The sequence below is a fragment of the Longimonas haloalkaliphila genome, assembly GCF_055379825.1.
Genome location: NZ_AP043948.1, coordinates 3209400 through 3229224 on the forward strand (window position 1 = coordinate 3209400; position 19825 = coordinate 3229224).

The following is a 19825-nucleotide window of genomic DNA, read 5'->3' on the forward strand; positions in this document are numbered from 1 at the left end:
TTTTACGGTTCTGGGGGATGCGCAGCGTAGCTACCCGTTATAACGGTTCATCGCAGCATCGAGTCCTTTCGTGGCTGCACAGAGCGCAGCATTGCCCGCCCGAATGCGTGCCTCTTCGATCAAAGGCTGTTGCTGCGCGGAGAACGGACTGAGCACGTAGTCGGCCTGTTCGCCCCGTGCGTAGTCTTTTCCAATCCCGATACGCAAACGCGGAAAGTCGGTCGTGCCAATCTGGTTTGCAATGTCCGACACCCCGTTGTGTCCACCACTGCTCCCCCCCGGACGTAGGCGAAGCTGCCCGGTGTCCAGATGCAGGTCGTCTACGATCACCAGAAGGGCTTTCGGAGCAAGCGCGAACCGGTCGAGCAGCGCCTTCACAGCACGCCCGCTGCGGTTCATGTACGTAAGCGGCTGAGCAAGAGCTATCTCTACGCCCTTGTGACGTCCCTGTCCTGTACGGGCCGATGCTTCGGTCACGTTCTGCAGCGAGGCATCAAAACGCTTTGCCAGCAGGTCTACGACCTGCATTCCTATATTGTGACGCGTGTCGGTGTATTCCGGACCAGGGTTACCGAGTCCAACAATCAGAAAATCAGGGGTGTCTGCCATGGCACAGGGCGGAGTAGATTGGGAGCGAGGTAGGTTACCAGCAGAGAGCAAGGCCATGCGCAAGGTGTTGACGCAGACGCAATTGACGCAGGCGCACGGGGTTTGTCAGGAAGCAGTCGCGCATGCAACCGCTTTGAAGGGCCTTTTTCTTGAAGGGCCTGCTTGGTGTTTGGTCTGCAAGCATGAGCGATCCGCTTTCAGACACTTCCTAAACGCGCACCGCCCCCACTGCGTCACGCAGTGCGGGCGGTACGGTGTGTAATGAAATGTAGGGGTCGTTATGCTGCGGGTGCCTCTTCGGCTTCTTCGCCTTCCTCTTCGGCAGCACCTTCGACTTCTTCGCCTTCTGGAAGCTCTTCGTCTTCGAGTTCTTCTTCCTCTTCCGTTGTTGCGACTGCTTCGAGGTGCGGAGCCACAACAGTGACGAGCGTCTGTCCCTGGGCCATCTTGTACCGGTAAGCTTCCTGGTCAAGATCGTACAGGTGAATGGCTTCCCCAATATCAAGCCCTGAGATGTCGACCTTGATCTCTGAAGGAATGTTTTTGGGCAGGCACGAGATCGTGATTTCGCGAACCAGGATCTGCGTGTCTCCTCCCTCTTTCTGGCCTTCCGGGATACCCTCGTAACGCACCGGAACGGTGAGCGTAACACGCCGCCCTTCGCGAAGCACTTGAAAGTCCGCGTGCTCAGGGACGTCCGAGATGGGGTGTAGCGTGTAATCTTTGAGGACACACGACCAGCTGTCATCGTCCATCGACACGTCGACGACACTGGTTTGGCGTGAATAGATCAGGCGATTCAGCTCGTGCACACTGACTTGAAACGGCACCGGGTCGGTGTCGCGTCCATACAGAATGCAAGGCACGTTATTGCTGTCGCGCACAGCTCGCGTAGCTTTCTTTCCAGTTTCGCGAGGCGCAGCGTTGAGGGTTGGGGCATCCATGGGTTGAAGTACCGTATACCGTATAATGTCGTACAATCAGGCGGGGCGCGCACCGCATCATCACGAACGCCCTTGGGCAAACGTGCATGCGGTGTGTGCAGAGGAATGGAAAGCAGCGGTGGGGGCTACCGGTTCCGCTGTTTCCAACAAAGGGCTGTTAAAAGCAGCGGAGTGTGACTCCAAAGCCCCCGTACCAGCCGAAAAAACCATGCATCAATCCTTAAACAGGGTCGACACCGACCGGTCGGTGTAGATATGACGAATTGCTTTCGCAAAAAGCGGCGCTACACTCACCACCTCAACCGAGTCCGACGAGCGCTCCAGCGGGATGGTATCGGTAATAATGAGCCGCTCGATCGGCGAATCTTCGATGCGGTCGTAGGCAGGACCGGAGAGCAGCCCGTGGGTACAGGCGGCCATGATGTCGAGTGCGCCGGCGTCGCGTAGCGCTTCCGCTGCACGGGTAAGCGTACCAGCGGTGTCCACAATGTCGTCAATGAGAATCACGTTCTTGCCTTCGACATCGCCAATGATGTTCATGACGCGCGCCTCGTTCGGACGCGGACGCCGCTTGTCGATCAATGCGATGCTTGCTCCGAGCTTCTTGGCGTAGGCCCGAACCATCTTCAACGCGCCAACGTCAGGCGCCACAAGCACGAAGTTCTCCATGTTGAGTCCTTCGAGATAGTCGATCAGAACGCCCGACCCGTACAGGTGGTCTACGGGTACGTCGAAAAAGCCCTGGATCTGGGGCGCGTGCAGCTCCATCGTGAGAATGCGGTCGATGCCTGCTGTCGTAAGCAGGTTCGCCATCAGCTTTGACGCAATCGAGACACGTGGCTGGTCTTTCCGATCCTGACGTGCGTATCCGAAGTACGGGATGACCGCCGTTACGCGAGCGGCCGAGGCGCGCTGTGCCGCATCGATAAGCATGAGGAGTTCAATCCAGTTTTCTGCGCTCGGGCAGGTGCTCTGGATAATAAAAAGATCAGCTCCTCGTATAGAGGACTCGTAGCGAACGTAGATCTCGCCATCGGCAAACTCCTGAATCGTAAGTTCGCCGAGCGAGGTGCCATAGCTTTCAGCAATGCTACGCGCGAGAGCCGGGTTAGAGCGGCCGCCGTATATGGCAACGGGGTTTTCTTGGGGTGCAGTGGTCATGGGCATGGAATCGGCCATAAAAGCAGGTGAGTAGATGTAGCTGCACCAGCGCTTCGGGCAGTACACCTGACATGCAAACATCCTGTACACCGCTTGGCGCACAGGATGTCAAGAATAGAAGCGTAGCAGAGGGAGAGTTGCCCGGGGAGGATTCGAACCCCCACTAACGGCTCCAAAGGCCGCTGTCCTGCCATTAGACGACCGGGCAATAGAACTGCGTTCAAGCACGTGTTGTGTCGCACTTACATGCGATACGGTACTACGCGCTCCGCACATTAGCAACCCAAAATCCATCGCATGGTTCGGATCTGAACACTTCTCACAGGGCTTTCGAAAAGGATTTACAATATCAATGCGGATTCAAGGTGTACGCGCCTGCAACATAACCGCCACAAGTCTCTCCTACACGCTCTCCACATCCCGTCTATTTCCACATCCATCTACCTTTTTTGGCATACGCATCCGCTTTAAGTAAGTCGGCAAAAATACGTTTGGGGGCCGGCATATTTGCTCAAACACAGAATTGAGCCGTCGCTTTTTTGCATCTGCGTCCCGTGTCCTGTCCTCTTGTGCTTTATTCTTACGCCTCACATAGTACCAGTGCCATGGTGTTTCTTCTGAATAGGTTTGGGCATACCCAGAAAGCAAACATGAAGCGGCGCGCTCAAGAAGTAGCAAGAAGTAGTTTGCCAGATACGGGCATTTGCCCCGCATAGCAGGGCCAACCGCCCGGCATTTTGTTCCCCCTACCGTACCCGATACTTTCGTCATGTATACATTCCGCATAGCTTCCATTTGGATTCTTACTGCCGCCCTCTTCACCGTACTTGTTGGTTGCGATGAGGAAACCCGGAATTCTTTCTCACAGCTTGCGCAGTCTGCCCAGGAAATGCAGGCCGGCGCCGAAGAACTGACGCGCTCCATGCAGGAGATGCAGACAAACGGCGACCGCGAACCCGTTGAGCCGGTCGACTTTCGCGTACTTCGCGACCTGATTCCTGCCCAGGTGGCAGGCCTTGAAGAGACAGACCGCGGCGGCGAGCGCAATCAAATGGGCAACTTCACACTCGTCAATGCCAAAGCCGACTTCCAGGGCAGCAACCGTGAGCGTATCTCTATTGAGATTACCGACGTTGGAGGTGCTCCTGGACTGAACATGCTGGGGCTCGGCATGATGATGATGGAGATCGACCGCGAATCAACCAGCGGATTCGAACGCACGGGCACGCACAACGGACATCGCATGCATGAGAAGTTCGATACCAATCGCGGACAGGGCGAGAAAACTGTGCTGGTTCAGCAGCGGTTTATCGTTAAAGTGTCTGGACGCAGCACGTCGCCCGAACGCATTGATGAAGCGCTGCGCGGCGTTAACATTGGCGAACTGGAACGCCTGAGCGCGTCCTCGTAACACCGATCCTCATAACACTGGATGGCATGGTACCGCGCATGTACTGTCGGACATGTACAGACATGCCGAGGCTACGCTATACCCGAAACGAGCGCGACAGCAGAATATCTGTTGTCGCGCTTTTTTATGTATGCCCGTACAATTTAACGTATGCCCCGTGCAGCCGCCGCTTAGAGTCTGCACACTGCCCTGCTCTGTACCTTTACAGCATTAAAAGAGCCCTGCGGCACATTCAGGATGAGGGGTCGTAAGACATCGCGTTCGTTTTTTTCCGTACTGGTTTCGTGCTGTATGTCTGCATCCAACATGTCCGTGTCCCCCAAGAAAGTTATCGGCGTTATTGGCGGCATGGGTCCTCATGCTGGCGTCGATCTGGTGGATAAGATCATCGAGCAAACCAACGCATCATCTGACCATGGCCACCTGCCGGTTGCATTGCTCTCTTATCCGGAGCGCATTGTTGACCGGAGCACGTTTCTCTTCGATGAGACAGATACCAACCCGGCCTACGCCCTGGCCGACATACTTCGTGCGCTGGATGCCGCCGGCGCCGTAGTTGCAGGGATGCCCTGCAACACGGCCCACGCGCCAGCCATCTTCGACACGCTCGTCGACGAGGTGCGCAGCACCGGACATGACGTGCGCCTCCTGCATATGATTGAGGAGACCGTGCAGTTCATGCAAGCGACCATGCCGCATATCGACACTGTAGGCACGCTTTCCACCCAGGCCGTGTACGATCTTCAGCTTCACCGCGCCCCCCTTGAAGCCGCCGGCTTCAACGTTGTGACGCCTGACCCGCCCATGCGAGAGCGCGTCAACACTACGATTTTCGATACCACTTTTGGACTCAAAGCACAGAGCCACCCGGCTACGCCTCAGGCCAAGCAGAACCTGCTCGACGCCATTGCCCACCTTATCGACAAGGGCGCCGATGCCGTTGTGCTGGGCTGTACCGAACTCCCCCTGGCTCCACTTGCCGCCGACATGGATATGGTTCCGCTCATTGACCCGGCCGAAATCCTGGCCCGTGCGCTGATCAAGTCTGTACACCCCGATCACCTGAAGCCCGTAGCGTCGCGCCTCGCCGCCTTCCAGACCACATAACCTGCAGGATTACAGGCCGCCTGTCGCTCCGGCGAGCACATACGTCGGTACGCTCTGTTTGAACCGCGCACAGCGAGACGCATACGAGTTTGCTGTATTATCCTCGTGTTCCTCTCACCGATGCGCTTGCTTCTTCCCTGTGTCTATTCCCGATATCAATCAACTGCTCCATGCCGATCGAATACAGATCGGGATGAACGCTCCTACGAAGAAAGAGGCTATCAATGCACTGATTGACTTACTCGACGGACACCCGTCAATCGATGAGCTTTCTGAGGTGCGCAACGCCATTTTTAACCGCGAAAACACGATGTCTACGGGGGTTGGCAAAGGGTTAGGACTTCCCCATGCTAAGACAAGCGCCGTGTCTGAAACGGTCGCTGCATTTGCAACTGCCACTCCCCCGGTGCCCTTCGACGCCATCGACGACCAACCGGTCGAACTTATACTGCTGCTCGTAGGCCCGGAAAACGATGCCTCCCTGCACATAAAAGTGTTAGGACGCATTTCGCGCCTCGTCAATCGCGGATCCATTCGAAAGGCACTCACTGCAGCGTCAACCCCAGAAGCCGTTATGAACACGTTGCAGGACGCGGAAGCGGCACTGCGCCGCTAACTGTTTCGCAGCTGCTCCGGCTCCGGCGGCTCTGCTCTATGGCTGTGTATCTCCGGTAGCCCGCCGCCCCTGGTAGTCTCGCCTGGCCTCCTCTCTGGCCGTCTGTCCCACCCGATAACTGGCCCGGTGACGGCCCCAAAGACGGACTTCTTCACGGTACGCTCTTTTTTGAAGGATGCATGCGTCCCTGCCTCCTCAACGCTTATTTCTCGCCCTACCTGTTTCTCCATCAACCCCTATTTGCACGTGAGCACGTTTCAGCACATCAAAGGCACCTTCGACATTCTCCCTGATGCCTACACCATCGGCGGCACACGCATCGCGGCTGCGCATGAGTGGTGTCATGTAGAAGATACGCTGCGTGCGGTCATGCAGCGCCACAACTTGGAGGAGATTCGCACGCCCATGCTCGAACCTACCGAGCTCGTAGCACGAGGGGTCGGCGAGCACACCGACATTGTGAGCAAGGAGATGTTTGCCTTTGAGCGCAGCGGTACCAACTACGTGCTGCGTCCTGAAATCACCGCTCCTGTTACTCGTGCCTTCCTTGAGCACCACCTGGAGCAACGTGGAGGTGTCCAAAAGCTTTTCTACATCGGTCCCTGCTTTCGCGCCGAACAGCCGCAGAAGGGACGCTACCGGCAGTTTCACCAGTTCGGGGCCGAGATCATCGGGGCCGACGAGCCGCGTGCCGATGCCGAGACCATCGCCGTCATGATGGCTGCTTACGAGGCGTTCGGGCTACAGGGCATGCGCCTCCGCCTGAACACCCTTGGCGACCCTGAACACCGGGCGGCTTTTCGCGAGGCGCTCGTCGAGTACCTCACGCCTTACAAGAGCGAGCTGTCAGAGACGAGTCAGCGCCGCCTGCAGAGCAACCCCCTGCGTATCCTCGACACAAAAGTTGAGCACGAGCAGGCCCTGCTGCAGGAGGCGCCCACACTTCGCGAATTTGTGGATACGGAGGCCCTGTCGCACTACGACGCTGTAAAGCAGCACCTGAGTGATCTGGATATCGACTTTGAGGAGGCGCCCATGCTCGTGCGTGGACTCGACTACTACTCGCACACGGCTTTCGAGCTTGAGCACGACGCGCTCGGCGCGCAGAGCGCACTGGCCGGCGGCGGACGCTACGACGGTCTCGCAGCCGAGCTCGGCCACGACGGCCCGCTGCCTGCCTGTGGGTTTGCCGCAGGCATGGAGCGGCTCTTCCTTGCACTCGATGCCCACGACTACGACTACCCCGATGCGGAACGCCCCCGTGTGTTTTTTGCTGCACTTGGGGCCGACGCCGAAGCCTGGGTCTTTAAGACCGTGCACGCGCTGCGTAAGCGTGGCATCCACGCCGCCCACGACCTGAAGGGCCGTTCGCTCAAAGCCCAGATGCGCGAAGCGAACCGCCAGGACGCGCCGTATAGCGTAATCATTGGCGGAAACGAACTGGCCGATGGCGCCGCACAGGTTAAAACGATGGCAACCGGCGAGCAGGAGGCCGTCTCGTTTGACGAGCTGGCTGCCTATCTCGCTACGCCTCCTGCTGTCGACGCCTAAGCTGTCGACGCTTAAAGCACTGCACGCCTGTGTCCGCGCCTGGGCGACCTGTAGACCGCCCAGTCCCTGCAAGACGCAACTGTAACCGCTTCCGGCTCGTACCGGCCCCCAGCGCCCGTCGCGCCCCCCACCATCTTTTTACACGCTTTGTTTTTCACTATGAACCGACTGCCTGTTCATCTCATCAGTGTGAGCCTCGTGCTCATTGGGCTGTTTGGGCTTGTTGGATGCGGAGGGTCGTCCTCTGAATCGCCAGAGCCGATCCGTGTCATGACGTACAACATCGAAGACATCCGTACCGACGACCTGCGCCGCACCGACCATGCTCGCATGCAGCGTGCGGCAGCGATCATCCAGCGCCTGCAGCCGGATATTCTCCTCATCCAGGAAATGACGTACGATGAGCCGGGCGCTCCCGGCTATCGGGATGGCGAACCAGAGGGACAGAACGCACGCCGTTTTGCTGAAAACTATCTGGCCCCTCCGCAAGCGGAGTCGCTGGAGGGCATCTCGTTTCAGGCGTTCATGGCGCCGACCAACACCGGCGAGGCAAGCGGATACGATCTGAACCGCGATGGCGACGTGGTCACAACGGTGCCCGACATCCCCCAAGCGCCGTCCGATACGGAGCCGCCCCCTCAGAACGATGAAGGCCGGGCCTACGGCGAAGACGCATGGGGATTTGGCACCTTTCCCGGACAGTACGCCATGGCCCTGTTCGTGCGCGACGGTCTCTCTATCCAGCACGACCAGGTGCGCACCTTTCGCCTCTTTACATGGAGCGACATGCCCGGCGCGCGCCGTCCTACCGATCCCGAAACCGGCCTGCCCTGGTACGAAGACGACGCATGGGCAGAGTTTCGCCTGAGTTCGAAGAGCCACTGGGATGTGCCGGTTACACTGCCCAACGGATCTGTGCTACACGTGCTGGCCAGCCACCCAACTCCGCCTGCCTTCGACGGCCCCGAAAACCGAAACAAACTGCGCAACTACGACGAAATTCGCTTCTGGGCTGACTATATCGACGGGGCCCCCTACATCTATGACGACTCCACACAGACAGGCGGACTGCCTTCAGGGGCGCCCTTCGTAATTATGGGCGATCAGAATGCGGATCCAGACGGGGGGAGTAGCTTGGATGGTGCCATCGAGCAGATCTTAAATCACATGCGCGTAAACGATACGCAGCCGGTGGCTGCACAGGAGGGCGTTCAGGCTTTTCCAGATCTGGACCCCGACCACACTGCGGAATGGGGACGACGCGTGGACTACGTGCTTCCGTCTCGCTCTCTGGATGTGGAGGAGTCCGGCGTCTGGCGTCCGCTCAACCGCGACACCGCCGGATGGGCCAGCGACCACTTCCCGGTCTGGGTCGATCTGTATCCGCCAGATGCGGAGTAGCGACGCTGCAACGCACCTCGCCGTTTCTCTCATTGCCTGCTTTCATTGCCCGCTTTCTTTCGGTCTCTTCCCGCGCCCGCCATGCACTGGACCCAACGTCCCCTCACACTTGACCCGCACCCACGCGGGGTGCATCTCATCACCGATGCGGTAACCGACGCGCTCCCCGAACTGGCGCAGATGTCGCAAGGGATGCTGCACGTGTTTATCCAGCATACCTCGGCCTCGATCGCTCTCAACGAAGCCGCAAGCCCGGACGTGCGGGGCGATCTGGAGCGGCACCTGAACGAGATGGTTCCCGAGAACCAGCCCTACTACGAGCATACCTTAGAGGGATCCGACGACATGCCCGCCCACATCAAAGCGGTGCTGATTGGGCCCGGGATGTGGCTGCCTGTATCCAATGGCACGCTGGCGCTGGGCACCTGGCAGGGACTCTACCTCTGTGAGCACCGCGACCACGGCGGCCGCCGCACGCTCATGCTCACGCTTATGGGCCCGGATGCGTAACAAACCGGCTTGCCTGTTTCTTTGCAGCTGCTCCTTTACGGCTTCACCGACACGTACGGGTTCCCCTCTACCGAAAAGCGCCAGGGACGCTCCGTTCCTTTTGAGATGCCGATGCGCGGGCTCTCGACAATCTCGGGGGCAGGGTCGTCGGCGGCATGAGCGAAGTAGAGCGGCGGTGCAGTGAGCGGCACGTTGTGGTACGCCTCGTCGTCGATGCCAAACGCCTGTGTGAGCTTGCCCGGCCCATTGGTGAGATCTACGTCGCGCCGGGCCGCCGGGCGATGCGGGCGCATCGCGTCAATGCCCTCTACCGGCTCAACCGCACGAATCAGCACGCCCCCGCCGATGCCGTCAGGCTCGGTAACGACATTCAGAAGCCAGTACATGCCGTAGATCAGGTAGACGTACGAGCGCCCGGGCGGACCGAACAGATCCGCGGTGCGGCTGGTGCGCTGCAGCTCGCCGGTCTCGGGGTCGCGTGCGTTCCACCCATGAAACGCCGGGTCGTCTTCCGTATAGGCCTCCGTCTCAACAATGCGCCCTACGCGGCGCGGACCGTCTTCTGGAGCGTAGACCAACAGGTGGCCAAGCAGTTCGGGTGCAACGTGAAGGGCAGATCGGGCATAGAACGAGTCAGGAAAGGGAGTCATGCAGGAGAACGGTTTCTACAGTTTAGTGCGGTCAGTACGTTCACGCATCACCCTGTACGATTATGCTGCACGATTGTGTTCGTGTACGAGGTTCTTTACAGCCTTATGTCTGACTTATCTCTGAAAGCGGTTTTAGAATAATTATTTTGGCGTGTATATTGGCCTTGTACCGGGTTCATACTGCCCTCTGTACTCATGTTTTGTGATTTGACCGTTTCCTTATGTCTACCCTCGACGTTGCGCACTCGTACACGTTTGCGGCTGCTACCCCTCGTCCTCTCTTCGTGCACGTGCCCAACGTCCGCATCGTCGTGCGGAGTCACGATGCCAACGAGCTGGCCGTCGAGATTCGGAGCGATGCCCCGCCCGAGGAGCTCGAAACGCTGCTCAACCGTCTGAACCTGACCACCCGTGCCGCCGAAGAAACCGTTCGCATCCAGACGGACATGCGCCGCCAGCAGAAGCATGCATCGTGGTGGCGCACCCAGGAAAGCGGCGCCTGGCCCGTTACCCTGCACATTCGAATGCCCCCCGGCACGCATGCCGACCTGCGGGCACCGGGCGGATCAATCGATATGGAAGGCGTGCGGGGCCAGATCACCGCAGAATGTGCGGGCGGTGCTATTGACATACGGGATGTGCAGGGGCGACTCGACGTGAAGGCGTTCAACGGAACCGTCAACATATCAGACGTCGAGGGCTCTGTGCTGTCGGTGCGCGGCGCCGGACGGAGCGTGCAGCTCAAAGACATCGCGGCCGATGAGACGCGGCTGTGGACGGCTGCGGCATCGACCGACTTGCGCGCGATGAAGGGAGCGCTTCAGCTTACCGCACACGGCGGCTCGATCCGGGCGGTGTCGCTTGCAGGTTCGCTACAGGCGAATGTGCATGGCGGAACGGGTCGCATCCATCTGCCCCCAGCCTCTGCTCGCGTGCACGCCCCGGGTGCTGACCTCACGATGCGCCTGGCACACCCGTGCCAGCTCGATGTTGAAGCGCAGGTGCTTGAGACGCCGGCGTCGCTTCCGCTTGCCACGAAGACGGCCCGGCGTGCCTCGGGCGCGTTCATGGGGGGCGGCCCCTCTGTTGAGGTATCGGCGATGGGCGGACGCCTCGCTCTTGAAACAGCGTAGCCCGTTGCAGCACGAGAAGCGGATCCATAAAGAAAGCGGAGGCGCCGCGCTCATGCCGAGCACGGGGCCTCCGCTCATTTACAGCATACAGTAGGGCCTTTGTAATAAGACCGGTCTGGCAGGATGCGCCGGTTAGGCGCGCTCGATCGCAACGGCTACGCCGCCGCCCGTGCCATGGCAGATAGACGCGAGTCCACGCTCTGCGTCGCGCTGGATAAGCGCATGAAGCAGGGTGACCACGATGCGCGAGCCGGATGCCCCGATGGGGTGCCCCAGTGCGATGGCACCGCCATGCACGTTCAGGCGGTCGGTCGGTACGTTGAGCATCCGCTGAAAGAGCAGGTTGTTGATTGCAAACGCCTCGTTGTTCTCGAAGAGGTCGTAGTCGCCGATCTCGGTCTCGCTCTTGGCGAGAACCTTCTCGACCGCCGGGATGGGGGCTTCGGGGAAGCGCCACGACTCGCCCGCGGCCCAGCTGCTCTCGGTGATTTTGGCCAGCGGGGTGAGCCCGTGGGCCTCCACCGCGTCTTTGCTGGCGAGCAGAAGAGCGGCAGCGCCGTCGCTAATCTGGCTGCTGTTGCCGGCGGTGAGCACGCCCTCTTCGGTGAATGCCGGGCGCAGGTTGCCAAGCGACTCGGTCGTGGTGTCGGGACGCACGCCTTCGTCGCGGTCGAGCGTATCGGTGCCTTTGCGGGTGCGGTACTCGATAGGCAGCAGCTCGCTGTCGAACGCGCCTTCGTCGTGGGCCTGTGCCGCTCGCTGGTGCGACGCGGCCGCAACCTGGTCGAGCTCGGCCCGCGTGATGCCGTGCTCGGCAGCAAGGCGCTCGGTCTGGTCGCCCATGGCATCGCCGGAAAACGGATCACTGAGTCCGTCGCGGTACATGAGGTCGGTTACCTGCTCCATGTCTCCGGGCAGATACTTGTAGCCCCAGCGCGCCTTCGACGAAAGGTAGAAGCCGGTGTCTGACATCGCCTCGGTGCCGCCGGCGAGCACCAGATTTGCCTCACCCGCCTTAATCATGGTCGCGCCGTTGATCATGCTCATCATGCTTGAGGCGCAGACCATATCGACCGCATAGCCGTCGATAGTCTTAGGGATGCCGGCCTGAATCGCTGCTTGGCGCGGCACGAGCTGGCCGTGTCCGCCCCGAAGTACGTTGCCGAACACGTAAATGTCAAGCGCTCCGCCGTCGACATCGGCGGACTCGAGGGTGCCTTTCATGGCATGGGCGGCCAGGTCGACCGGCGAGTGTTTTTTGAGAGATCCGCCGAAGCGTCCGATAGGTGTACGATGGGCAGCTACGATATAAACGTCGCGCATACGTGGAGTGCTGGTTTGCGTAGGAGGAGCAGACGGGCGGATGCGCGGCCAAAGCAGCACGCACCGCATGTACTTGTACAGCATCCGGAAACGCTTCCAGAGAGGCAAGTCCTCCATCTAAAATTACGGCGGTCCCCCAAAGCACGCGCCCTCTGCCACCTGGCGCACGCCCCGAGCCTCCTGCAGCCCCCTGCTATACATCGTCAGAGGTTTCGGGCGCGGGCATCGCCGTGTGGAAGTCTTCGTAGAAGCGGGTCATATACTCATGCAGCAGAGCATCGACACGGTCGGGCGTGCCGGCACGCACAATGAGTCCGGCGTGGTGCTTCTTCTCCATTCGCCACGCGATCGCCTCGTCCTCGTAACCCGAAAGGTCGGGACGCTCCTGCCGGGCCAGCGAGATGAGAATGCCAGCGTAGTCGTGCACCCGCTCGGGAAGCGCATACGCGTTGTTGCGAGCGCGCTGCACCTCGATGCGGGCCCACTGCGCCCACAGGTTGATGCCGGTAGACGCTTCGACCATTTCCGCAATATGAGCGCCGCCAACACGTGCAGCGGTTTCGAGAAAGTAGAACGCGCCGTCATCGCGTCCGCGAATGAACTCGGTATGCACCGCACCGTGGCGCATCCCAAAGTCGCGGATGAGCTGCTCATTGAGCATGCGACAGGTGTCGGCTTCGTCGCCGGTGCGGTCGAGGGTGCGACTGGCGAAGATGCCACCGCCGTGCATCACGTCGAACGGCGCGTTGGCGTAGCGATGCGCTTCAGCAAAGACGACCGCTCCGTTGCTCACGAGCGAATCGACATGGTAGACATCCCCCGGAACGAACTGCTCCAGCAGAAAATGCGACTGCCGGTCGCCCAGCTCATCGAGGGTGCGCCAGAGCACCTCAGGGTCATGGATTTTCTTGATGCCAATCGCCGACGCTTCGCTGCGCGGCTTAAGAATCCACGGGCGTGGGCATCGGTCCATAAAATCCCGAATGCCGTCGTAGTTAATCACAGGCACAAAGTCGGGCACGCGCACCCCTGCCTCTCGCGCCTTCATGCGCATGGCGAGCTTATCGCGGAAGTAGCGCACCGCGGTCTGTCCCATCCCCGGCAGGCGCAGATGCTCGCGCAGCAGCGCAGCGTTGTACAGGTCAAACTCATCGAGGGGCACAATCCGATCTATTTTTTCGGAGCGCGCCACGTAGCTGATGCTATGAATGAGGTCGTCTTCATTCGAGAAATCGGGCACGTAGTAGACCTCGTCGATTGCCTCCCAGGGCCAGTCGGCCTCTCGGAGCTTCTCGGTCGTAACAAAAAGGACACGGGCCCCCTGCGCTTTGGCTTCGCGCAGGAAGGCCGCGCCTTTTTCATAGCTGGCAAGACAGAGAAGGGTAACAGGCTGCTGTGCACTCATAATTAAGTAGGGGTGTTATAGGATATGTGTAGAGATACCGGTATCCGGTTTGTGGGATGCGAGACGCCGTGCGCTACGGGAGCACCCGTCGCAGAAAGCGCAGCCAGTTGCCGCCGAGGAAGCCGCTTCGCGCTGCTGCAGGCGCCACCTTACCGAGCTTCGAGAAATCGGCGCCGCGCGACAACGCTTCAGGAGTCTCCTGCACGCCAAATCCGCCATCGAAGTCGCTCCCCACTGCCACCTGATCCCACCCGATCAGGCCAGCGATATGTTCGGCGTGGCGGCGCACGTCGCGCAGGGCGACCGGCTGAGTTGCATGATCGGGATGCAGGAAAACATCTCCAAGCACGATACCGACCACTCCGCCCGATGCTCCAACTGCGCGAATCATATCGTCGCTCATCTGCCGATCGCCGGGATTGATCGCGCGGGCGTTGCTGTGGCTTGCCAGTACGTACTGCGGGTCGAGGTCCATCGCGTCCCAGAAGCTCTCGTTGGAGAGGTGGCTCACGTCGAGCGGGATGTCGTGCGCAATCATCGCCCGAACGAGATCCTTGCCCGCCGGAGTTAGCGGTCCGGGCGCCCCGGTGCCGCCAGCGTAGCGGGTACTGCGCCAAGCCGGCCCGACCATCCGGAGTCCGCGGTCGACCCACCACGTGAGTTCGTCCGGCGTACGGATCGGATCGGCTCCCTCCATGAGCATCACAAGCCCGGTGGTGCGATCGCCGCCCTCCCAGGCCGCGAGATGGCCCTGCAGGTCGCTCTGACTGCGCAGAATACGGATGTGCCCCTCCTCTTCCCACTGTTCGTAGCACTCCAGCTGGTCTACGGCAAGCGCATGAGCCTCGTCGGGGGTGGCGTAGCTGAGCTTTGCTTTCCACTTCGGGGGCGCGTCGCCCTCGTACTGCAAGGCCGTACGGGGAATGGCGAAGAGCGTACCAAACACAATACCCACCTGAGCCCGGCGTAGCTCAGGCAGCGTTACCAGCAGCTCCTGGTGCGTGCGCGCCTCATCTGCACGAACGGCTTTTACGCCGCGGGTAAGGTCGCGCTTGTGAACGACGGCATTAAAGGCAAGGTCGAGATGGCCGTCTATGTACATAGGGCAGGGAAGAGCCAGGAGAAAAACAGAGGCAGGATCAGACCGAACAGTCACCCCCTAAACGAACGGCGCGTGCAACGTTTCACAACCACACAAGGGTTCCTTGCCGCCTGGTCTCATCGTCGAGCGTACTGAATCAAGTTCAGCACAAGCGTGGCCGGTGTAGTCCTCCTCGGCCCGAGGGCCGCTGCGCTGCCGTTTTAGGCAGCGTCTGAAAACGCTCTGCGGGCTGCACGGTTGCTTTTCATACACTACTCAGCTGTTCAGCCAGCGTCTCGGGACCGGTGGTCGGGGCATCGCAGGTGAAGCCTTCGCACACGTAAGCAGTCGCCGTGCCGTCTTTCGGCGGCTGATGCGTCAGGTAGGAAGCCCAGTCGAATAGCTCGTGGTCATCGGCGGGCGGGCGATGCACGACCACGTCTTCGGGCGTCTGATGCGCACGCACCGTCTCCAGTAGCCTGCGGTATGCATCGTCGGAGGGATCGCCGGCAAGCACGATTTCGCGCCCGGTATGGTGCCAGTGGTGCAGGGCCCAGAGCAGCGTTACGTGCTGGGTAGGCTGCGAGCGCATCCGGCGTCCGGCACGCTGCAGGGCCTGCTCGGCGGTTTCGGCAAACGCGGTCGTGCCCAGCATCCGGTAGAGACGGTGCAGCACGTAGACAGCGACGCCGGTGCCTGAGGGCCGCGCGCCCCCCGAGATCGCCTGCTGACGAACGATCACGTCCTCGGCCGTTTCAGGCGCCATGTAGAAGCCGCCGCGCTCTGCATCGGCAAAGTCGCGGCAGAGCGTATGAGCCAGGCGGCGTGCTTCGCCAAGCCAGCGTGTGTTGAGCGTGGCGTCATACAGATCGAGCAGCCCCCATGCCAGGTAAGCATAGTCGGTGAGCGTCGCGTTGATGCCAGCGGTGCCGTTGCGGTAACGATGGAGCAGCCGCCCGTCGTCGGTGCGCATCGTATCGCACAGGAATGCAGCCACGCGCTTGGCCGGTGCCAGGTAGGCCGCATCTACAAACCGCCCGGCCCGGGAAAGCCCGGCCAGCAGCAGACCGTTCCAGTCCGTTAGGATCTTGTCGTCGAGGAACGGGCGCGGGCGCTCCTCGCGCACGTCGAACAGCGTCTGGCAGGCGGCCTCCATCTCGGTGCGGAGCGCCTCAGGCGTCGTGTCGAGCTTATCAGCCAGTGCAGGCCAGTCGTCGGCGCGGTCGAGCACGTTTTCGCCGGTGCGCTCGCCCGTCGCTTCTTCCTTGAAGTTGCCTTGCTCCTGCATGCTGTAGACCGTTGCGAAACGCGAAGCCGTATCCGCATCAAGATGCTCCCGGATTGCGTCTATCGTCCACGTATAGAACGCCCCTTCGCGCGACTCGCCCGTCTCAAGATCTTCGCTGTCCGCGTCTTCTGCCGAGTAGAAGGCGCCCGTTTCGTCTAAGAGATCGCGCGTAAGGTAGGTCACGATGTCGTCGATATGGACATCCCAGCCGGCATCCGGGGCGATGCGGTGCGCATCCGACAAAGCCATAAGAAGCAGCCCCTGATCGTAGAGCATCTTTTCGAAGTGCGGCAGCCGCCAGATGGCGTCGGTGGCGTAGCGATGGATGCCGCCGCCGACGTGGTCGTTGATGCCGCCGCGCACGATATGGCGCAGCGTGGTGGTTGCCATCTCTACGGCATAGTCGGTGCCGGTAGCCGCGCCGTAGGTCGTGAGGAAGAGCGGTGTATGCGGCATTGGAAACTTTGGTGCGCCCCCGAACCCGCCGTGCGTGCGGTCAAACTGGCGCGAGAACTGCTGCACGCTGCTTTCGAGGAGGCTGGGCCCGGGCGTGTCGTCGACCGTGTCGGTATCGCCTTCTTGCTCCAGCAGGTCCACGATCTTCTCAGCCTCCTGCTCCAGCTTCGGGCGTTCCTGAGTCCACAGCGCCTCGATGCGATCCATCAGGTCCATCATTCCCATGCGGCCCATGCGGCCCTGCTTAGGCAGATAGGTGGCTGCATAGAACGGGCGTTTGTCGGGCGTAAGCAGCACGTTGAGGGGCCACCCGCCGTTGCCACGCATCATCTGGCAGACGCTCATGTAGAGCTGGTCGATGTCGGGGCGCTCCTCGCGATCGACCTTGATCGGCACAAACAGTTCGTTCATGCGCGCGGCAACGGCGTCGTCCTCAAACGACTCGTGGGCCATCACGTGGCACCAGTGGCAGGTGGCGTAGCCGATCGACAGAAAGACGGGCTTGTCTTCGGCCTTCGCCTTCTGAAAGGCCTCATCGCCCCACGGGTACCAGTCGACGGGGTTGTTCTTGTGCTGGAGCAGGTACGGGCTCTCGGATTGTGCAAGGTGGTTGGCCATGGCGGTGCGGACAGGTCATGAGCATGCGAACAGGACGGGTGTATCCCGTCTGTATTGACTCTGTATTGACGTACCGCGGCTTCCGCCACGTGTGCCCGCATGCCCCCTTCTGCCTCTCACCTTCACAGTGCAGGGCACTGCTACCCCTACGCGGCAATGCCTGCTCCACATGCGTCGGCATAAAATTGGAGCGTTCTTCGGCCTCCCTCTGCCTTTTCACCCATGGTTGCGTTCACAAACACGTATCTGTGATACGATACGGCTATGATAAGCGGCTACATAACGAGCGGCTACATGATGATATGTGCGAGAGGCAGCACGATGTCCATGATAAACAGGATCAGGTCTTGGACCCACTGGAGCAGGTGTTCGATCAATGGTTGAGTCATAACGGTACGGGCGAAATGGATTGTGGCAGAGAGCGCGATGCTGGGAATGTTCGGCTTCTGAGGTCACACACGAGCAATATAGCACCTGTCACGCACACCCCCCAAATGGTTTTGGATGAACGGGGGCTGCGCCCGATGAACGGTTTGCAGATGGTCGATTGGCGATAACCGCTGCGCGTTGCTTCTCAGTATCGCTTCTCAGCATTTCCTCCCAATCTATGCTCGCGCATGTGGTGACGTTGCTGCTTTCAATTCGTATCAACGAATCAGATAGTAGGAACCTTACGGATAAGCAACGATAGATGCAATCCTTTTCACCTGCCCTACCCATTGCGTTTCCACACCGTGACTCGTCCGCTTCTGTCGTCGGCGCGCGAACACCTCCACAGGCTGCTGAATCGGGCGTATGTGCCCTTCTCGAAACAGCCCCGCAGCGTGCTGGTCGTGCTTGATGATGGGCGGTGGATTCCGGGGGTGCGCATCGAGAGTGCTTCGTATTCACTGAGCATCTCAGCACTCGGCAACGCTGTTACAACAGCATACAGCCTGGCCTGCTCCGGTGCCGTGGCAGGCGTCGTCGCCTCGCGTCCGCTTGCTGCTGGCGATCGCACGTACCTACAGGCACTCGACGGCTTCAATGGTGCAGAGCTGTCTGTCATCGAAGAGGACACGCTTGCGAGCTACTGGCGCGGTGCGCCGCCTGCGTCGCTGGGCCCAGCTGTCGACCCTACCGTTCCCTGTCCGGCGTCGGTAGCAGACGGAGTGGAGGCTGCCCACCGGGTCGCACAGCATGCGCACATCCCGGAGTCGCACTTCCCCGTTGGCGCTGTGCTCGTGCACGATGGCGATACCGCCCTTCCCGGTGTTAACGTAGAGCATCCTGACTGGCACCGCATTCTCTGTGCCGAGCGAAATGCGCTCAGCACAGCATATGCATACGGGTACACCGACATCACCACGCTCTACCTGTCGTGTCCGAAAGCACCCGGAGGCTCTCCCTGCGGCGCCTGCCGCCAGGTGCTGGCTGAGCGGGCTGCCGATGCCACGATCTACATGGACCGTCACACAGACGTGCCCGAGCGCTCGTCTCCAGCCGACCTGCTGCCTGCATTCTTCAACAGCTCTGACCTGGTTGCAGAGTAGCCCCATTCGCTTCATCGACCCGTCTGCTGCTACGCTTCATGCTCCTGCACCTGAGCCTGTTCACAATAGGGCTAATCGTTCTCTACTTTGGCGCCGAGTGGATGGTAAACGGATCCTCGCGGCTGGCGCTCTACTTTGGCATTCGTCCGCTTATTGTCGGACTCACCATTGTGGCACTTGGTACCTCCCTGCCTGAGTTTCTCGTTAACCTCTTTGCCGTCATTGCCCGCGAAGATAGCATCGCGGTTGGCAACATCGTAGGCTCTAACATCGCAAACATCGCTCTCATTCTGGGCATCGTAGCGCTTCTTGCTCCGATACGCATTGCCCGGGCTACGCTGCACAAGGAGTACCTCATCATGATGGCCACGATGCTGCTCTTCGTGGCGTTTGCCCTCGACGGCACGCTGCAGCGGTGGAACGGCATTGTGCTCGTGGCCGGACTTGTCTCGTTTTTGGCCTACCTATTCTATACCAGCCAGGCCCGAGGCCGTGCCGAGATTATCGACGACCCGGCTCTTTCCTCTGCATCGTCTTCCCCCTCGCTGCCACGCGAGGGCATACGCATCATAGGCGGCATGATTGGACTCGCACTCGGCGCGCACCTCATGGTCGATAACGCCGTCTCGATTGCCCGCCTCTATGCGATCCCAGAAGTCGTTATCGGCCTCACCATTGTTGCCATCGGCACGAGCCTGCCCGAGCTGGCCGCCTCCGTCGTCGGGGCTGTGAATCGAGAAGAGGGGCTCTCTATCGGAAACATCTTGGGGAGCAACATCCTGAATGTGCTCTTTGTAGTAGGGGCCGTGTCGAGCGTACAGCCCCTCGGGGTCGATGCCGAATCCATACGCCTGCACATGCCCGTTATGCTTGTAGTGGGCGCGCTGCTCTACGTGCTGGCTCGCCCTACGCTGCGGCTGGGGCGCTGGCAGGGTGCCGTGCTGCTGCTGGCGTTTGGGGGATACATGGCGTATCTGCTCATTCCGTATATCCCGTATGCCTGACTCGAGGTCTGGTATCGACATGCCT

Annotated in this window: 17 protein-coding genes and 1 tRNA gene; 9 read left to right on the forward strand and 9 right to left on the reverse strand. The window is 60.3% G+C overall.

Annotation, left to right across the window (positions count from 1 at the left end; all coding sequences use genetic code 11):
- Window positions 1–30: 30 nt before the first annotated feature.
- The 4 genes from pth to ACZ48V_RS12510 all read right to left on the reverse strand — a co-directional run bounded on the left by pth (window position 31) and on the right by ACZ48V_RS12510 (window position 2922).
- Window positions 31–609, reverse strand: a complete 579-nt coding sequence (gene pth, locus ACZ48V_RS12495; protein ID WP_464539605.1) for an aminoacyl-tRNA hydrolase — start codon at window positions 607–609, stop codon at window positions 31–33.
- 278 nt (window positions 610–887) lie between these two features.
- Window positions 888–1553: a 50S ribosomal protein L25 gene (locus ACZ48V_RS12500; protein ID WP_464539607.1), complete on the reverse strand. Its 666-nt coding sequence runs from the start codon at window positions 1551–1553 to the stop codon at window positions 888–890.
- Window positions 1554–1766: 213 nt separating this feature from the next.
- Entirely contained in the window at window positions 1767–2714 is a 948-nt protein-coding gene (locus ACZ48V_RS12505; protein ID WP_464539609.1) for a ribose-phosphate diphosphokinase, read from the reverse strand.
- A 137-nt stretch (window positions 2715–2851) separates the two neighbouring features.
- A tRNA-Gln gene (locus tag ACZ48V_RS12510) sits at window positions 2852–2922 on the reverse strand.
- Window positions 2923–3483: 561 nt separating this feature from the next.
- Here ACZ48V_RS12510 and ACZ48V_RS12515 point away from each other — a divergent pair.
- The 6 genes from ACZ48V_RS12515 to ACZ48V_RS12540 all read left to right on the forward strand — a co-directional run bounded on the left by ACZ48V_RS12515 (window position 3484) and on the right by ACZ48V_RS12540 (window position 9310).
- Entirely contained in the window at window positions 3484–4125 is a 642-nt protein-coding gene (locus ACZ48V_RS12515; RefSeq protein WP_464539611.1) for a hypothetical protein, read from the forward strand.
- A 306-nt stretch (window positions 4126–4431) separates the two neighbouring features.
- A complete protein-coding gene (locus ACZ48V_RS12520) occupies window positions 4432–5232 on the forward strand; it encodes an aspartate/glutamate racemase family protein (protein WP_464539613.1) in 801 nt (266 codons plus the stop codon).
- A 139-nt stretch (window positions 5233–5371) separates the two neighbouring features.
- Window positions 5372–5848 (forward strand): PTS sugar transporter subunit IIA, encoded by a 477-nt coding sequence (locus ACZ48V_RS12525; RefSeq protein ID WP_464539615.1) that lies wholly within the window; start codon window positions 5372–5374, stop codon window positions 5846–5848.
- Between the two features lie 246 nt (window positions 5849–6094).
- On the forward strand, window positions 6095–7399 hold the full coding sequence (gene hisS, locus ACZ48V_RS12530) for a histidine--tRNA ligase (protein WP_464539617.1): 1305 nt from the start codon (window positions 6095–6097) through the stop codon (window positions 7397–7399).
- A 159-nt stretch (window positions 7400–7558) separates the two neighbouring features.
- Complete coding sequence (locus ACZ48V_RS12535; protein WP_464539619.1) at window positions 7559–8800, forward strand: endonuclease/exonuclease/phosphatase family protein; 1242 nt, start codon at window positions 7559–7561, stop codon at window positions 8798–8800.
- 81 nt (window positions 8801–8881) lie between these two features.
- Complete coding sequence (locus ACZ48V_RS12540; protein ID WP_464539621.1) at window positions 8882–9310, forward strand: secondary thiamine-phosphate synthase enzyme YjbQ; 429 nt, start codon at window positions 8882–8884, stop codon at window positions 9308–9310.
- A 35-nt stretch (window positions 9311–9345) separates the two neighbouring features.
- Here the strand turns inward: ACZ48V_RS12540 and ACZ48V_RS12545 are convergent, their stop codons facing one another.
- Complete coding sequence (locus ACZ48V_RS12545; RefSeq protein WP_464539623.1) at window positions 9346–9960, reverse strand: DNA-3-methyladenine glycosylase; 615 nt, start codon at window positions 9958–9960, stop codon at window positions 9346–9348.
- A gap of 221 nt (window positions 9961–10181) precedes the next feature.
- Here ACZ48V_RS12545 and ACZ48V_RS12550 point away from each other — a divergent pair, with 221 nt between their 5' ends.
- Complete coding sequence (locus ACZ48V_RS12550) at window positions 10182–11093, forward strand: DUF4097 family beta strand repeat-containing protein (RefSeq protein WP_464539625.1); 912 nt, start codon at window positions 10182–10184, stop codon at window positions 11091–11093.
- Window positions 11094–11225: 132 nt separating this feature from the next.
- On the opposite strand, the gene ACZ48V_RS12555 is transcribed toward ACZ48V_RS12550, so the two are convergent.
- The 4 genes from ACZ48V_RS12555 to ACZ48V_RS12570 form a co-directional block, all read right to left on the reverse strand.
- The gene (locus tag ACZ48V_RS12555) at window positions 11226–12416 is read right to left on the reverse strand and encodes a thiolase family protein (protein ID WP_464539627.1); all 1191 of its coding nucleotides are present in this window, start codon (window positions 12414–12416) and stop codon (window positions 11226–11228) included.
- 193 nt (window positions 12417–12609) lie between these two features.
- Window positions 12610–13821: an ATP-grasp domain-containing protein gene (locus tag ACZ48V_RS12560; protein WP_464539629.1), complete on the reverse strand. Its 1212-nt coding sequence runs from the start codon at window positions 13819–13821 to the stop codon at window positions 12610–12612.
- A gap of 73 nt (window positions 13822–13894) precedes the next feature.
- Window positions 13895–14923: a dipeptidase gene (locus tag ACZ48V_RS12565; RefSeq protein WP_464539631.1), complete on the reverse strand. Its 1029-nt coding sequence runs from the start codon at window positions 14921–14923 to the stop codon at window positions 13895–13897.
- A 244-nt stretch (window positions 14924–15167) separates the two neighbouring features.
- Window positions 15168–17264 (reverse strand): thioredoxin domain-containing protein, encoded by a 2097-nt coding sequence (locus ACZ48V_RS12570; RefSeq protein ID WP_464539633.1) that lies wholly within the window; start codon window positions 17262–17264, stop codon window positions 15168–15170.
- A gap of 734 nt (window positions 17265–17998) precedes the next feature.
- Between ACZ48V_RS12570 and ACZ48V_RS12575 the strand changes: the two genes are divergently transcribed.
- Entirely contained in the window at window positions 17999–18796 is a 798-nt protein-coding gene (locus ACZ48V_RS12575) for a cytidine deaminase (protein ID WP_464539635.1), read from the forward strand.
- A gap of 38 nt (window positions 18797–18834) precedes the next feature.
- Window positions 18835–19800, forward strand: coding sequence for a calcium/sodium antiporter (locus ACZ48V_RS12580; RefSeq protein ID WP_464539637.1), 966 nt, complete (start codon window positions 18835–18837; stop codon window positions 19798–19800).
- The last annotated feature ends 25 nt before the right edge of the window (window positions 19801–19825 follow it).

Excerpts from the sequence above, each read along its gene's own strand:
- ACZ48V_RS12500 (WP_464539607.1), bottom strand. The coding sequence starts at position 1,553 with ATGGATGCCCCAACCCTCAACGCTGCGCCTCGCGAAACTGGAAAGAAA.
- ACZ48V_RS12555 (WP_464539627.1), bottom strand. The coding sequence starts at position 12,416 with ATGCGCGACGTTTATATCGTAGCTGCCCATCGTACACCTATCGGACGC.
- ACZ48V_RS12520 (WP_464539613.1), top strand. The coding sequence starts at position 4,432 with ATGTCCGTGTCCCCCAAGAAAGTTATCGGCGTTATTGGCGGCATGGGT.
- ACZ48V_RS12505 (WP_464539609.1), bottom strand. The coding sequence starts at position 2,714 with ATGACCACTGCACCCCAAGAAAACCCCGTTGCCATATACGGCGGCCGC.
- ACZ48V_RS12545 (WP_464539623.1), bottom strand. The coding sequence starts at position 9,960 with ATGACTCCCTTTCCTGACTCGTTCTATGCCCGATCTGCCCTTCACGTT.
- ACZ48V_RS12535 (WP_464539619.1), top strand. The coding sequence starts at position 7,559 with ATGAACCGACTGCCTGTTCATCTCATCAGTGTGAGCCTCGTGCTCATT.
- ACZ48V_RS12560 (WP_464539629.1), bottom strand. The coding sequence starts at position 13,821 with ATGAGTGCACAGCAGCCTGTTACCCTTCTCTGTCTTGCCAGCTATGAA.
- ACZ48V_RS12540 (WP_464539621.1), top strand. The coding sequence starts at position 8,882 with ATGCACTGGACCCAACGTCCCCTCACACTTGACCCGCACCCACGCGGG.
- ACZ48V_RS12570 (WP_464539633.1), bottom strand. The coding sequence starts at position 17,264 with ATGGCCAACCACCTTGCACAATCCGAGAGCCCGTACCTGCTCCAGCAC.
- ACZ48V_RS12565 (WP_464539631.1), bottom strand. The coding sequence starts at position 14,923 with ATGTACATAGACGGCCATCTCGACCTTGCCTTTAATGCCGTCGTTCAC.
- ACZ48V_RS12515 (WP_464539611.1), top strand. The coding sequence starts at position 3,484 with ATGTATACATTCCGCATAGCTTCCATTTGGATTCTTACTGCCGCCCTC.
- ACZ48V_RS12550 (WP_464539625.1), top strand. The coding sequence starts at position 10,182 with ATGTCTACCCTCGACGTTGCGCACTCGTACACGTTTGCGGCTGCTACC.
- pth (WP_464539605.1), bottom strand. The coding sequence starts at position 609 with ATGGCAGACACCCCTGATTTTCTGATTGTTGGACTCGGTAACCCTGGT.
- ACZ48V_RS12580 (WP_464539637.1), top strand. The coding sequence starts at position 18,835 with ATGCTCCTGCACCTGAGCCTGTTCACAATAGGGCTAATCGTTCTCTAC.